14 protein-coding genes are annotated in these 13912 nt (G+C 70.3%); 8 read left to right on the forward strand and 6 right to left on the reverse strand.

Translation table 11 applies throughout. From position 1 onward, the window contains the following. Positions 1 to 7: 7 nt before the first annotated feature. Both VF557_20485 and VF557_20490 read left to right on the forward strand, forming a co-directional pair. On the forward strand, positions 8 to 877 hold the full coding sequence (locus VF557_20485; protein ID HEX8082598.1) for an amino acid ABC transporter permease: 870 nt from the start codon (positions 8 to 10) through the stop codon (positions 875 to 877). Then, a complete protein-coding gene (locus tag VF557_20490; protein ID HEX8082599.1) occupies positions 874 to 1686 on the forward strand; it encodes an amino acid ABC transporter ATP-binding protein in 813 nt (270 codons plus the stop codon). Before VF557_20485 ends, VF557_20490 begins: the two co-directional genes overlap by 4 nt. 31 nt (positions 1687 to 1717) lie before the next feature. Here VF557_20490 and VF557_20495 read toward each other — a convergent pair whose 3' ends face one another. Then, positions 1718 to 2761 carry a DUF1353 domain-containing protein gene (locus VF557_20495; GenBank protein ID HEX8082600.1) on the reverse strand — a complete coding sequence of 348 codons (1044 nt, stop codon included), beginning with the start codon at positions 2759 to 2761 and terminating at the stop codon, positions 1718 to 1720. 115 nt (positions 2762 to 2876) lie between these two features. On the opposite strand from VF557_20495, the gene VF557_20500 reads away from it, so the two are divergent. Continuing rightward, positions 2877 to 4553, forward strand: a complete 1677-nt coding sequence (locus tag VF557_20500) for a hypothetical protein (GenBank protein HEX8082601.1) — start codon at positions 2877 to 2879, stop codon at positions 4551 to 4553. Beyond that, on the forward strand, positions 4474 to 5424 hold the full coding sequence (locus VF557_20505) for a hypothetical protein (protein ID HEX8082602.1): 951 nt from the start codon (positions 4474 to 4476) through the stop codon (positions 5422 to 5424). Before VF557_20500 ends, VF557_20505 begins: the two co-directional genes overlap by 80 nt. 10 nt (positions 5425 to 5434) lie before the next feature. On the opposite strand, the gene VF557_20510 is transcribed toward VF557_20505, so the two are convergent. Continuing rightward, complete coding sequence (locus VF557_20510; protein ID HEX8082603.1) at positions 5435 to 5968, reverse strand: PH domain-containing protein; 534 nt, start codon at positions 5966 to 5968, stop codon at positions 5435 to 5437. Positions 5969 to 6017: 49 nt separating this feature from the next. Continuing rightward, positions 6018 to 6809 (reverse strand): biotin--[acetyl-CoA-carboxylase] ligase, encoded by a 792-nt coding sequence (locus tag VF557_20515; protein ID HEX8082604.1) that lies wholly within the window; start codon positions 6807 to 6809, stop codon positions 6018 to 6020. Positions 6810 to 6922: 113 nt separating this feature from the next. Here VF557_20515 and VF557_20520 point away from each other — a divergent pair, with 113 nt between their 5' ends. Next, on the forward strand, positions 6923 to 8557 hold the full coding sequence (locus tag VF557_20520; GenBank protein ID HEX8082605.1) for an acyl-CoA carboxylase subunit beta: 1635 nt from the start codon (positions 6923 to 6925) through the stop codon (positions 8555 to 8557). Further along, on the forward strand, positions 8554 to 8859 hold the full coding sequence (locus tag VF557_20525; GenBank protein ID HEX8082606.1) for an acyl-CoA carboxylase subunit epsilon: 306 nt from the start codon (positions 8554 to 8556) through the stop codon (positions 8857 to 8859). The genes VF557_20520 and VF557_20525 overlap by 4 nt, the downstream gene beginning before the upstream one ends. Positions 8860 to 8870: 11 nt before the next feature. Here the strand turns inward: VF557_20525 and VF557_20530 are convergent, their stop codons facing one another. After that, positions 8871 to 9686: an S-methyl-5'-thioadenosine phosphorylase gene (locus tag VF557_20530; GenBank protein ID HEX8082607.1), complete on the reverse strand. Its 816-nt coding sequence runs from the start codon at positions 9684 to 9686 to the stop codon at positions 8871 to 8873. 119 nt (positions 9687 to 9805) lie between these two features. Here VF557_20530 and VF557_20535 point away from each other — a divergent pair, with 119 nt between their 5' ends. Continuing rightward, positions 9806 to 10954 carry an acyl-CoA dehydrogenase family protein gene (locus VF557_20535; GenBank protein HEX8082608.1) on the forward strand — a complete coding sequence of 383 codons (1149 nt, stop codon included), beginning with the start codon at positions 9806 to 9808 and terminating at the stop codon, positions 10952 to 10954. Positions 10955 to 11066: 112 nt separating this feature from the next. Further along, complete coding sequence (locus VF557_20540; GenBank protein HEX8082609.1) at positions 11067 to 11675, forward strand: nucleoside triphosphate pyrophosphatase; 609 nt, start codon at positions 11067 to 11069, stop codon at positions 11673 to 11675. 176 nt (positions 11676 to 11851) lie between these two features. On the opposite strand, the gene VF557_20545 is transcribed toward VF557_20540, so the two are convergent. Together VF557_20545 and VF557_20550 are read right to left on the reverse strand one after the other, a co-directional pair. After that, a complete protein-coding gene (locus tag VF557_20545) occupies positions 11852 to 12214 on the reverse strand; it encodes a hypothetical protein (protein HEX8082610.1) in 363 nt (120 codons plus the stop codon). A gap of 76 nt (positions 12215 to 12290) precedes the next feature. Next, entirely contained in the window at positions 12291 to 13814 is a 1524-nt protein-coding gene (locus VF557_20550; protein ID HEX8082611.1) for an acyl-CoA carboxylase subunit beta, read from the reverse strand. Positions 13815 to 13912: the final 98 nt, after the last annotated feature.

Here is a 13912-nt window from a genome sequence, read left to right on the forward strand (position 1 = left end):
GATGCCCATGGCCACCAGCACCTCCAGCGCCGAAACCACGCCTGGCAGCAAGCCCGGCGGTAAACCCGGCGCGCCCCGGTCACGGCTGACCCGCCGGCAGCGCCGCCGGCTCAGCCTGGGCGTCCAGTACACGGTGTTCGTGGCGGTGCTGGTCCTGCTGGCCTCGCTGGCCGACTGGGAGACGCTGCGGCAGAACTTCGCCCGCGGCGAGATCGCCCGCGAGATGTTCCCCGGCGTACTGACGGTGGCGCTGAAGAACACTGTCATCTACACCATGACCGGCTTCGCCGCCGGGCTGGTGCTGGGCGTGCTGCTGGCCCTGATGCGGTTGTCGTCGGTGCCGCCCTACCGCTGGCTCGCGGCGGCCTACGTCGAGGTATTCCGCGGCCTGCCGGCGCTGCTCATCTTCATCTTCGTGGGCATCGGGGTGCCGCTGGCGTTCCCCGGCGCCAAGATCCCGGGCGGCACCGTCGGCAAGGTCGCGTTGGCGTTGGCGCTGGTGTCAGCGGCCTACATGGCCGAGACCGTGCGCGCCGGGATCCAGGCCGTACCGCGCGGCCAGCGCGAGGCTGCCCGGTCACTGGGCATGTCGAGCAGCCGGGCGATGATCAGCATCGTCATTCCGCAGGCCTTTCGCATCATCGTGCCGCCGTTGACGAACGAGCTGGTGTTGCTGTTCAAGGACAGCAGCCTGGTGCTCTTTCTGGGCGTGCAGCTCGGCGAGCGCGAGCTCACCAAGTTCGGCCGCGACTTGGCCAGCACCAAGGCCAACATCACCCCGATCCTGATCGCCGGCCTGTGCTACCTGGTCATCACCATTCCCCTGAGCTACCTCGCACGACGGCTCGAGGCCCGCAACGCGAAGGCGAACGCATGAGTCTCGACCCGGCCACTGCCGACACCGACACCGGCCGCAGCCGCGAGGACGCCGCGATCGACGTCCGCGCCCTGCACAAGTCATTCGGTTCGAACCACGTGCTGCGCGGCATCGACTTTCACGTCGCCCGCGGTGAGGTGGTGTGCGTCATCGGGCCGTCCGGCTCGGGCAAGTCGACGCTGCTGCGCTGCATCAACCTGCTCGAGGAGCCGCAGTCGGGCGAGGTCTTCGTCGGCGGCGTCGAGATCACCGACCCGGACGTCGACATCGACGCGGTCCGGCGCCGGATCGGCATGGTCTTCCAGTCGTTCAATTTGTTTCCGCACCTGACCGTGCTCGAGAACCTCACCATCGCCCAGCGCCGGGTGCTGCGCCGGTCGAAGTCCCAGGCCGAGCAACTGGCCAATGCCAACCTGGCGAAAGTCGGGCTGTCGGACAAGGCCCACGCCTATCCGGCGCAGCTGTCCGGTGGCCAGCAGCAGCGCGCGGCGATCGCCCGGTCGCTGTCGATGGGCCCGGACGTGATGCTGTTCGACGAGCCCACCTCGGCCCTGGACCCCGAACTGGTCGGCGACGTGCTGGCGGTCATGCGTGACCTCGCCGCCGAGGGCATGACCATGATGGTGGTGACGCACGAGATGAGCTTCGCCCGCGAGGTCGCGAACCGGGTGGTGTTCATGGACGGCGGCGTGGTGGTCGAGGAAGGCAGTCCGGAGCAGGTGATCGCCAACCCGCGGCAGGAGCGCACCCGCTCGTTCCTGGCCCGGGTGCTCGACCCGGCCGCGGCCAAGGGGCCGATCGAGGCCTGACCGCCCGGCGTCAGCCAGCCGTCGGGGCGGGCTACTTCGGCGGGCCGAGTGTCGGCCCGACCACCGGCTCGTCGTCCCGGTAGCCACCCGCGGCCCACCTGATCAGATCCGGCAGCGCCAGCGTGATCTGAGCCAGCGTGGTGAGCAGCACCACCGGCAGGAGCAGCGGCGCGAGCACCATCGCGATCAGGGCGACCCGCACGTCGGTGAGCACCCCCACCGCGAGCGCGGCGAGCAGCAGCCCGCCGGCCACCGCCGCATGCCAGTTGAGGGAGTGCAGCGGCGCCGGCGACGCACCCGGCCCGGCGCCGGCCAGGCAGGCCACGATCGCGACCAGGCTGGCCGGAACGGTGATTATCAGCGCCCGGCGTTTCAACACCGCCATCAGCACCACCAGGCCGAGCACCGCCAACCAGAAGGGCCAGTCCGACAGCCAGCCGTCCAGGCGCGGCGGCCCGCCGCCGAGGGCGACGGTCAGCGCGTGCAGGCCGACGATCGCCACGGCGAACACCAGCGCCACCAGCTCGATGGCAAGCCACTTGCTGTAGTTGAAAAATCGCCCGAAGGACACACCGGCCCAGAAGATCCACCTGCGCGCCGGGCCGACGCCTTCACAACGCAGCGCCTCGCGAAAGAGATCGTCTGCCTCGGCGCGGATCTGCACCGGGGTCCGGCCGGGCGGGACCGGCCGGCCGGCGGCGTCGCGATCTTCGGGATGGGCCAGGCAGGGGTGCTTGGCAACCTCGCAGCGGTGGTCGTGCAGCAGCGCTGAGCGCAGGTGCTGGCCATAGGGACCGAGAATCCCCCACAGAAAACCGGGTACTGAGGTCAGATCGGTGCTCTGGCCGGGTGCGTCGATACTGCTGGTGTGCGCGGGCACCACGAAGTACCGGCCGTCCTTGGCGACATAGCCATAGGGCTGTCTGAGCTGCCAGAGCGGTAAGCGTGCCCGGCGGGCGCGATCCGGGGGCAGCCGCTCCTTCACCTCTCGCACCGAGAAGAAAGCCAGTTCCAGGGGAGCGGGCGGGACGCCGGCTGGATTGTCAGGATCGCGGGGATGGGCGACGAAGGACATGCGCGCGAGCATGCCCGCGCGCATCGCCGCTTGTCCACAACACCTGTCGCGACGCACCCCCGGATTGGCTCGGCAAACACGGGTCTGGTGGCAAACTTCTGCGACTATCTCTGGCATGGGGGAAGACTCGGCACCGGGTGATGCCCGCGTCGAGCCAACCCCTCATGACACCCGGCCGGCGCCAGACCGGATCGGCGTCGATGGACCCGATCCCGTCCGGGTGGCGCTGGAGGACGCGCTGGCCGCCGCCCGACACGAACAGGCCGCCGCCCGGGCCCGGCTGAACGAAGCTCACGAAGAAGCTCAAACGCTGATCCGCGACGCCACCCACCAGGCGATGCTGGTCGGAGCGGCCGCCGAGCAGACCGCTGAACACATTCTCGCCGAGGCTCACGCCGAAGCGGAGCACGAGCAGGAGCAGGCCAAGCAGGCCGCCGCCGCGTTCCGGGCGCAGGCTGAGCAGATCCTGCTCGGCGCCCAGCGCGAAGCAGAACAACGCCATGCCCACCTCGCGGCGGATCTGACTCGATCCTGGGGCGAGCACGAGCGCGAGCTGCGCGAACTGCTGGCCGTAGCGCAGGCCGAAGCCGCCGCCGTCCGGACCGCGGCGGACCAGCAGGCAGCCACCGTGCTCGACCAGGCACAGCAGCAGGCGGCTCTGCTACTGACCGCCGCTGAGGACCGCCTGGCCGACGCCGAACGAGAAGTGGCAACCCACCGGCTCGCGGCCACCGAGCAGGCGGCAGCCGTACTGGATGACGCCCGGCAGCAGGCCACCCGTGAACTGGCTGCCGCCGCCGAGCAGACCACCTGGGCGCAGCAGGTCGTGACCGGCCTGGTCGACACCGCGGCCTTGGAAGCCGGCCGGATCCGCGGCCAGGCGCATGCCGAGGCCGCCGCGGCGCTGCGCCGGACGCGGCTGCGGCTCAGCGGTGTGCTGGCGTCGGCGTCGGCCAACCTGCGCCAGCGACGCGCCGAACTGGAGCACGACATCCAGGCCGCCGCCGACAGCAACAGCCGGCGACTGGCCGAGGTGGCGAGCGAGTCGGCAGCCATCCTGGCTCGGGCCCGCCAGCAGGCCGAAGTGATGATCGCCCAGGCGGAGGAACTCGCCGCCGGCCGCCACGACCGTGCCGAGCGGCGGCTGGCCGAGGCCGAGGCCGGCGCCCGCGCGGTTCGGGAGCAGGTGGCCGAGCAGGTCGGCCAGTCGCAGCGGGAGATGTATGAGTTGCGGCGCGCGGCCAAGGCCCAAGCGAACCTGGCGGTCAGCAACGCCCGCGCCGAGGCCGATGACATCCGAGTCCTGGCCCACCAGTTGCTGACCGAGGCGCGGGCCGAGGTCGCGCTGCTGACCGAGCGGCGCAACGCCATCGCCGCCGAACTGGGCCAGCTGTCAGGGGTGATCGAGGCCCTGGCCGGCGACCAGGGGTGGCCGCAGGAGACGAGTGAGCCGGTCGGCGCTGGCCCGGTCGGTGTTGAGCCGGTCGGCAGCGTGTCGCCAGGGTCGGGACTGGACCGGTCGGGACTGGAACGGTCGGGACTGGAACGGTCGGGACTGCTCAGCGCGGGGACAGCCGCGACCGGGCCGATCTGGAACTGGGCTGACCGGGACGAGACCGCCGAGGAGCAGCCGGCCGACGCGGCGACGGCAGCCGAAGAGGGCGAGGAGGATGAAAGCCAATTCTTACTCGAGCAGATGATGAGGGCCGCGGATGACCCAGAGCAGCAGCGAAGCGTTCCGGACGGTCATGCGCGGCTACGAACCCGTCGAGGTCGATCGACGACTGGCTGAGCTGACAGCCGCCGCGGAGACCGCCGAGCGGCAGGTGGCCGAGCTGACCCGCCAGGTCCAGGAGCTGACCAGCTCCGAGGCGGCTGCCCGGCAAGCCGCCGAGGCCAGCTCGCATCCGGGCCGGCCGAGCTTCAGCGATCTCGGCGTCCGCATCGGGCAGATCCTCACGCTGGCCAACGAGGAGGCTGACGCGCTCCGCAACGCCGCGGCGGCCGAGGCGAGCCGGCGACTTCTCGAGCTGGACGCTGCCAGTGCCCGAACCATGGCTGACGCCGATCGCTACGCAGAGCAGACCCGAACCGCGGCCGACCGAAGCGCGGCCCTGGTGCTCGAGGAAGCCCAGCGCGGCGCCGACCAGATCATCGACGAGGCCACTCGGGACGCCGCCGCTCGCCGGGCCGAGGCCGAAGCCGTCTACGAGGGCCAGCGCGCGCAGGCGGCGCAGGCCGCCAGCGACTTCGAGCAGGCGCTCGTGCAGCGCCGGAACAAGGCCGAACACGATCTCGGGCAGCGCACCGCGATCGCCGAGCGGCAGCTGGGCATCACCCGTGAGCACGCCGACCAGCTACGGGCCGAGGCTGACCGCGCCGCGGCCGACGCCGCCCGTGACACCGCCGGCCTGATCGCCGAAGCCGAGCGCAAGGCCGAGCAGCTGGTCGCCGAGGCGGTGGCCCGGGCCGAGGCGATCCGGTCGGAGTCAGAACGCGAACTGGCCGCCGCCACCCAGCGCCGGGACAGCATCAACGTCCAACTGGCCACCGTCCGTCAGATGCTCACGACCCTGACCGGCGCCGAATCCGGCGCGCTGCAACCGGCAACAGCCGCCGAACCTGAGCCGGCGGCCGCCGCCAAGCCGGCCGGGGCCAGCTGACCTAGCCGTCTCAGGCCTGGGGCAGCCGCGGATACTCGCGCCGGCTGGTGTCGGCCTCGATCAGCCGGTTCAGGGTCTGCTGGACGTCATTGGCCCCGGGAATGTTGACCAACGTCTCCTGCCCGTTCTCACCGGCGGACTCGATGTGCAGGGTGCCGGAGCGGAAGATCCGGTCCCACAGGCTCTGCTCGTAGGCCACATCGCTGATCCGGCCCAGCGTGATGTCGCGTCCGGAGTGGTGGAAGACCCCGCGCCGGATCAGCACCCGACGGTTGGTGATCACGTAGTGGGTGCAACGCCAGCGGATGATCGGCGCCAGGGTCAACCAGGTCACCAGCACCAGCGCCAGGGCCAGCAGCGCCAGCAGCAGGCCCTGCCGGACGCTCGCGTCGTCCTGCCCGTCCGGCAGGAAGGCCAGGCCCACGCCGGTCAACGCGCAGACAACGAGGAATGCCAGCACCGCCGGAACCAGCGTCAACCAGTGCGGATGAAGGTGCTCGACGACCTCTTCATCCTCGTTGATCAACTTCTCTGGATAAGGCATCGGCACGACCCCCGCAATCCAACCCCGCTTGTAGGGTTGATGTTAGTAACTATCGCACATGGGTGACATCTCCGGCAGCCACCGGCACCACCGCCCCGCCGCCGGTGGGTCGCACCAGCAGCCGGCCGCCGTCATCGAGATCCAGCGCCCGGCCGAACAGGGTGTGGCTGCCCAGGTCTACCGACACCTCACTGCCCAGGGTCGCGCAGACGGCCCGGTACCCGCCGGCCAGCCCGCTCGATCCGGCGTTCCCGCCGTGCGCCTGCCAGGCGGTGTACAGGCCGTCGAACCGGCTCAGAAAATCGACCAGCAACTCGGCGCGGTCGAGCTCGCGGTGGCCTTCGATCAACAACGAGGTAGCCGTCTCGACCGGCAGCTCAGCCTGGCTGGTCGAGACGTTCAGTCCCACCCCGACGACCACCGCGTCCTCACCCGATTGCACCAGGATCCCTGCCGCCTTGGCGCCCCGAGGCCCGAACAGCAGGTCGTTCGGCCACTTCAACCGGGCAGCCGAGCCCAGCGTGCGAGCCAGTGCCAGCCCGGTCAGCATCGGCAGCCAGCCCCAGCTCGCCACCGGCGGGGCGGGCCGCAACAGCACCGAGAAGGTCAGGCCCGCCCCGGCCGGTGACACCCAGCTGCGGCCCAGCCGTCCCCGCCCTCCCGACTGCAGCTCGGCCACCAGCACGGTGCCGGCCGGCGCGCCGGTCGACGCGGCGGCGAGCAGGTCGGCGTTGGTGGAGCCGGTCTCGGGCACCGCCTGGACCAGCCACCGGCCGGCCAGCCTGGCGGTCACCGCGTCGGCGTCCAGCGGAGAACGCGACTGCTGCCTCGGATGGGTCATGGCTTCATTGTCGCCCGCCGCCTCGTTGGCGGGTCCGGGTCAGGCCGGCCCGGCCGCGAGGTCGGTCACTCCCGCAGGTGGGCGCGGTGCCTGTCGGACTAGGCTCACCCCTCATGAGTGCTGACGTGGAGCCCGCCGCGGCAGGACCGGCAACCCAGCCCGGTCCGGCCCTGGATCCGCACAGCACCGCCGGCAAGCTCGCCGAGCTGCAAATCCGCTATGACGAGGCCGTCCACGCCGGCTCGGAGCGGGCAGTGGCCAAGCAGCACGCCAAGGGCAAGCACACGGCACGCGAGCGGGTCGCGATGCTGCTGGACGAGGGCTCGTTCGTGGAGTTCGACGAGCTGGCCCGGCACCGCTCGACCATGTTCGGCCTGGAGGAGAACCGGCCCTACGGCGACGGGGTGGTCACCGGCTACGGAACCGTGGACGCCCGGCCGGTGTGCGTCTTCAGCCAGGACGTCACCGTGTTCGGCGGCGCGCTCGGCGAGGTGTACGGCGAGAAGATCGTCAAGGTCCAGGAATTCGCCCTCAAGACCGGCTGCCCGCTGGTCGGCATCAACGAGGGCGGCGGCGCGCGCATCCAGGAGGGCGTGGTCTCGCTCGGGCTCTACGGCGACATCTTCTACCGCAACGTGCAGGCCTCCGGCGTCATCCCGCAGATCTCGCTGATCATGGGAGCGGCGGCCGGCGGCCACGTCTACTCCCCCGCGCTGACCGACTTCGTGGTGATGGTCGACAGCACCTCCCAGATGTTCATCACCGGCCCGGACGTGATCAAGACCGTCACCGGCGAGGACGTCAGCATGGAGGACCTCGGCGGCGCCCGGGTGCACAACACCACCTCGGGCAACGCCCACTACCTCGGCATCGACGAGCGGGACGCCATCGACTACGTCAAGGCGCTGCTGTCCTACCTGCCCAGCAACAACATGGACCTGCCACCGGCCTTCGATCCGACGTCCGAGCTGCCCGCCGGCGAGCAGGACAGGTTCCTGGACACCTTCATCCCCGACTCGGCCAACCAGCCCTATGACATGCACACGGTCATCGAGCACCTGGTGGACGACGCGGAATTCCTCGAGGTGCACGCCCTGTTCGCGCCGAACATCATCTGCGGGTTCGCCCGGATAGACGGCCAGCCGGTCGGCGTGGTGGGAAACCAGCCGATGCGCTTCGCCGGCTGCCTGGACATCGACGCCTCCGAGAAGGCGGCGCGGTTCGTCCGCACCTGCGACGCGTTCAACGTGCCGGTGCTGACCCTGGTCGACGTCCCCGGCTTCCTGCCCGGCACCGACCAGGAGTGGCAGGGCATCATCCGGCGCGGCGCGAAGCTGATCTACGCCTACGGCGAGGCGACCGTCCCCAAGATCACCGTGATCATCCGCAAGGCCTTCGGCGGCGCCTACGACGTGATGGGCTCCAAGCACCTGGGCGCCGACGTCAACCTGGCCTGGCCGACCGCTCAGATCGCGGTGATGGGTGCCCAGGGCGCGGCCAACATCCTGTACCGCAAGGAGTTGGCCGAGCTCGCCGACGACCTGCCACGCCAGGAGGCCCGGCGGGCCGAGCTGGTCACCGAGTACGAGGACACCCTGATCAACCCCTACATCGCCGCCGAGCGCGGCTACCTGGACTCGGTGATCCCGCCGTCGGAGACCAGGGCGCTGATCGTGAAGTCGCTGCGGATCCTCAAGACCAAGCGGCAGTCGCTGCCGCCGAAGAAGCACGGCAACATTCCGCTATGACCGCTGCCGAGCCGATGACCGCTGCCGAGCGCGTGACCGCTGTCGAGCGCGGAACCGCTGCCGAGCGCGTGACCGCTGCCGAGCGCGGGACCGCTGTCGAGCCGATGTTTCAGATCACCGCCGGGCATCCCACGCCGGATGAGCTGGCGGCGGTCACCGTGCTGCTGCTCCGGATCGCCCGATCCCGGGCCGCCGGCGCGCAACCGCCGCAGCAGGTGGGCGGCTGGGCCGACCCGGCGCTGCGGTTGCGCCGGCCGCTGCCGCCCGGCCCCGGCGCCTGGCGCGCCTCGACCTGGGCCTGACCCGCTCAGCTTCAGGGCAGCTGGTAGGGCGGCGTGGTGTCGCCGAAGACGTCGCCGCAGCCGCAGCCGCCCTGCTCGGCGGGCAGCTCGGCCAGCGTGGCGACCAGCAGCTCCCGCAGCTTCGGCAGGTTCGCGGCGAAGGTCTGCAGCACCTCGGCGTGCGTGACGCCGTGGCCCACCTCGACGCCCGCGTCATGGTCGGTCACCAGGCACAGCGAGGTGAAGCACAGCGCCAGCTCGCGGGCCAGCGCGGCCTCGGGCATCGCGGTCATGCCGATGATGGTCGCGCCGCCGCGGCGGTAGTCCCGCGACTCGGCGCGGGTGGAGAACCGCGGGCCGTTGATCACGGCCAGGGTTCCAGAACCGGTCAACGGCACCCCGGCCGCCTGCGCCGCCCGCTGCGCGCCGGTCCGGCCGATCGGGCAGTACGGATCTGAGAACGACAGGTGGGCCACGCCGCTCTCGCCGTCGCTGTAAGTGTGCGGGCGGCCCCAGGTCCGGTCCAGGATCTGGTCGGGCAGCACCAGCGCGCCGGGGCCGAGCTCGGGCAGCAGCGAGCCCACCGCCGAGCCGGTCACGATCTGGCGGACCCCCACCGACCGCAGCGCCCACAGGTTGGCGCGATAGGGCACCCGGTGCGGCGGGAACCGGTGGTCCGAGCCGTGCCGCGGCAGGAACGCCACCTGCCGGCCGGCCAACGTCCCGAGGGTCAGCTCACCGCTCGGCTCGCCGTACGGGGTGTCGACCCGCACGCTCCGGGCCTGATCGAGCAGCGAGTAGAAACCGGATCCGCCGATGACGCCGATATCGGCCTGCGAGGTAGCCACCCGCACACCGTAGCGAGCGCCGGCCTGTGAGATGCGCCCTGCCCGGCTTGGCGTTGCGCCCGGAGTAGGGAGATAGTAGGACGTCAGAACATCGGTTTTGTCAGACCGGGAGCCACGAGATGCAGCGCAAGCACTATGACGAGGACCATCTCGCCTTCGGCGACGCGGTACGCACCTTCATCACCAAGGAGATGCAGCCGGACTACCTGGCGTGGGAGGCGGCGGGGCTGGCCCCGCGCGAGCTGTTCCGGACCGCCGGCGCCAACGGCTTTCTGGGAATGCAGGTGCCCGAGCAGTACGGCGGCGGCGGGACCACGGACTTCCGGTTCAACCAGATCCTCGGCGAGGAGCTGATGCTGGCCGGCGTCGGCGGCGCGGGGCTGGGCATCACCCTGCACAACGACATCTGCCTGCCGTACTTCCTGCACTACTGCACCGAGGAGCAGAAGCAGCGCTGGCTGCCCGGCATCGCCTCGGGCGAGCTGATCACCGCGGTGGCGATGACCGAGCCGGGCGCGGGTTCTGACCTGGCCGGCATCCGCACCTCAGCCCTGCCTGACGATGACGGCCTGATCGTCAACGGCTCCAAGACCTTCATCACCAATGGCATCAACGCCGACCTGGTGATCACCGCGGTGCGCACCGGCCCGGATCGGCACAAGGGTCTGAGCCTGGTCGTCGTGGAACGGGGCATGCCGGGCTTCGAGCGCGGCCGCAACCTCGAGAAGCTGGGCATGCACTCCCAGGACACCGCCGAGCTGTCCTTCACCGACGTCCGGGTGCCGGCGGCCAACATCCTGGGCGAGCCGGGCAGCGGCTTTCACAGCCTGGTGTCCAACCTGCCGCAGGAGCGGATGTCGATCGCGATCTCAGGAGTGGCCGGCGCCCGGGCGGCCCTGAACTGGACGATCAGCTACGTCCGCGAGCGCAAGGCGTTCGGCAAGTCGATCGGCTCGCTGCAGAACACCCGCTTCGTGCTGGCCGAGATCGCCACCGAGGTCGACGTCGCGCAGGCCTACATCGACCAGTGCGTCGACGCGCTGTCGATCGGGGACCTGAGCCCCGAGGACGCCGCCAAGGCCAAGTGGTGGGCCACCGAGTTGCAGGGCCGGGCGGTCGACCGGTGCCTGCAGCTGCACGGCGGCTACGGCTACATGCAGGAGTACCCGATCGCCCGCGCCTACGCCGACGCCCGGGTCACCCGGATCTACGGCGGCGCCACCGAGATCATGAAAGAGATCATCGGCAAGTCGCTCAAGCTCGGCTGAGCTAACCTCTGCGCTTCGACGCATTGTGCGGCCCGAACTGCTGCTGTGCGCGATTTCAGCGACAGTTCGGCCCGCACAATGACGTGCGCTTCCCTGCGTGAGAGAAGGACGGATGACGCGGTTCCTGCTCGCTTCGGCCTCGTCGGGCCGATTGCGGACGCTGCGCAATGCCGGCGTCGAACCCGAGGTCGAGGTGTCGGGGGTGGACGAGGACGCGATCACCGCGGCCACCCCGGCCGAACTGGTGCGCGAGCTGGCACACGCCAAGGCGGTCACGGTCGCCGGTCGGCAGCGCGGTGAGCTGCTGGTGCTGGGCTGCGACTCGCTGCTCGAACTCGACGGTTGCGCGTTGGGCAAGCCTGCCTCGGCCGAAGAGGCCATCGCGCGCTGGAAGTCCATGCGCGGACGGACCGCGGTGCTGCACACCGGCCACACCCTGATCGAGGTTGTGGACTCGGCGGTCGGGCGGGTGCTGGACCGGGTGGCCAGCACCGAAGTGCGCTTCGCCGATCCCTCCGACGCCGAGGTTGAGGCTTACGTCGGCACCGGCGAGCCGCTGCGGGTGGCCGGCGCCTTCACCATCGACGGCTTCGGCGGCTGGTTCGTCGAGGCGGTGGCAGGCGATCACCACAACGTGGTTGGGCTGTCGCTGCCGCTGCTGCGCCGGATGCTGCTGGACTTTGGCTACGCGGTCACCGATTTACCAGCGCAACCGACCTGAGGTTGGCCAGGTCGGTGCGTCCGCTGTGGGCCCAGACCATGATGTGGTGGCGTTGGCACTACTTGGAGGACTTGTCGCAGCGAGAAGGTGCGGTCGAAGTCCGCGCCTGCTGGCGAGCCAAGACGCGTCGGCTACGGCTCATCACGCCGACCCAGGCTCTCGGACACATAGCTCGGTCAGTCGTCCTCGTCCCAGACGTGCGGTTCGACAATCCATAGCTCGCCGGGGTTCCGCCGCTCAGCAGCGTTCCCTGGCGGCATCGTCGCCAGCATCGCCACAGAGGAGTTTTGCTCGACGACGTGCGCCATGTGCGTGACCACGCAGGCAGCAGGCTCATTGGGGTCGTTCATCCCATCGCCCACTAGCCAACTTCCATCTGAGTCATGGATGACGAGGCGTGCAGGCTCATCGCCGCGAAGAACAGTCACCTGGACAACGGCCCCCAAGTTCGCTGGAAACCGGCCGCCCGGAAATGGAAAGGGAAGGTGGCGGAAGACCTCGCGCGGGTCGCCTTGCTGTCCTGCCTGAGGCGAGTCCATTGAGCGAGGCTATCGCCGGATAGCCACCTTCGCCGTCGAGGGTGGCTTAGGCATGGACGAGATTTGCCGAGGTTGGTTAGACCGGCGGCACCCCGTGGCGCTTGTCGGCCAGCGGCCGGGCCTTGCCGGCCAGCGCGGCGAACCGCTGGGCGAGCTCGGCCCGCAGCTCGGACGGGTTGATGATCACGTCGATCACCAGGTCGGCGGCCAGCCGCAGCAGGTCGACGTCCTCCTCGTACTCGGCCCGCTTGGCCTTGACGAAGGCGGCCTGCTCCTCCGGGTCGGCGATCTCGGCGATCTTGTTGGCGTAGACGGCGTTCACCGCCGCTTCGGGCCCCATCACCGCGACCCGGGCGGTCGGCAGCGCGATGCAGGCGTCCGGCATGAAACCGGGACCGGCCATCGCGTAGAGGCCGGCGCCGTAGGCCTTGCGGACCAGCACCGACAGCTGGGCCACGTTCGCCTCGGAGACGGCGGTGATCATCTTGGCGCCGTGCCGGATGATGCCCTGGCGCTCCACCTCGGATCCGATCATGAACCCGGGCACGTCGGCCAAGTAGAGCAGGCTGACGTTGAAGGCGTCGCAGAGCCAGATGAACCGGGCCGCCTTGTCGGCGGAGTCGCCGAACAGCACCCCACCGCGGACGGCGGAGTTGTTGGCCACCACGCCCACCGGCCGGCCGTCGATCCGGGCCAGCCCGGTGATGAGCTCGGCCGCGAACTCGGGCTTGACCTCGAAGAACGAGTCGGCGTCGATCAGGCCGTCGATCACCTCGTGCATGTCGAAGGGCATCGACTCGGCGACCGGCACCACGTCATCAGCCAGCTCCACGGCCGGGGCCTCGGCGGCGTAGGACGGCGCCGGCAGCCGCCAGTTCAGCGGCAGGTAGCTGAAGAACAGCTTGGCCTGCTCGATGGCGTCGGCGTCATCGTTGGCCAGGTTGTCACCGCAGCCCGAGACGGTGGCGTGCATCCGGGCGCCGCCCATCTCTTGCAGGCTGACCTTCTCGCCGACGACCATCTCGGCCATCCGGGGCGAGCCGAGGTACATCGAGGCGTTGGCCTCGACCATGATCACGATGTCGCAGAACGCCGGAATGTAGGCGCCGCCGGCCGCGGACGGGCCGAACAGGCAGCAGATCTGGGGCACCTTGCCCGACAGCGCCACCTGGTTGTGAAAGATCCGCCCCGCGCCGCGGCGGCCCGGGAACAGCGCCACCTGGTCGGTGATCCGGGCGCCGGCCGAGTCGATCAGCCAGAAGATCGGCAGCTCCTCGACCAGGGCGCGCTCGGTGATCCGGATGATCTTCTCCACCGTCCGGGCGCCCCACGAGCCGGCCTTGACGGTCGGGTCGTTGGCCACCACCAGCGCCGGCCGGCCCTCGACCAGCCCCTGGCCGGTCACCACCCCGTCTGCCGGCAGCCCCGGCGCGGTGGCGTTGGCCAGCTGGGCGTCCTCGACGAAGGAGCCCTCGTCGAACAGCAGGGCGATCCGATCCCGGACGTAGAGCTTGTGGGCGTCGGCCAGCTTGGCAGCGGCCTTGGCCGGTGGTGCGAGGGTGGCCGCGCGGGCCGTGGCCACCTTCTCGGCGTCCGACATGCGCTCTCCTGTCCCGGCTCTCGTGATGGGTCGATCTCGTGTGAGTCGATCTCGTAGTGGTGGTGCACGCCAGGGCGGTCAAAACGTATACGCGATCG

The organism is Jatrophihabitans sp., assembly GCA_036389035.1.
Taxonomy (GTDB): domain Bacteria; phylum Actinomycetota; class Actinomycetes; order Mycobacteriales; family Jatrophihabitantaceae; genus Jatrophihabitans_A.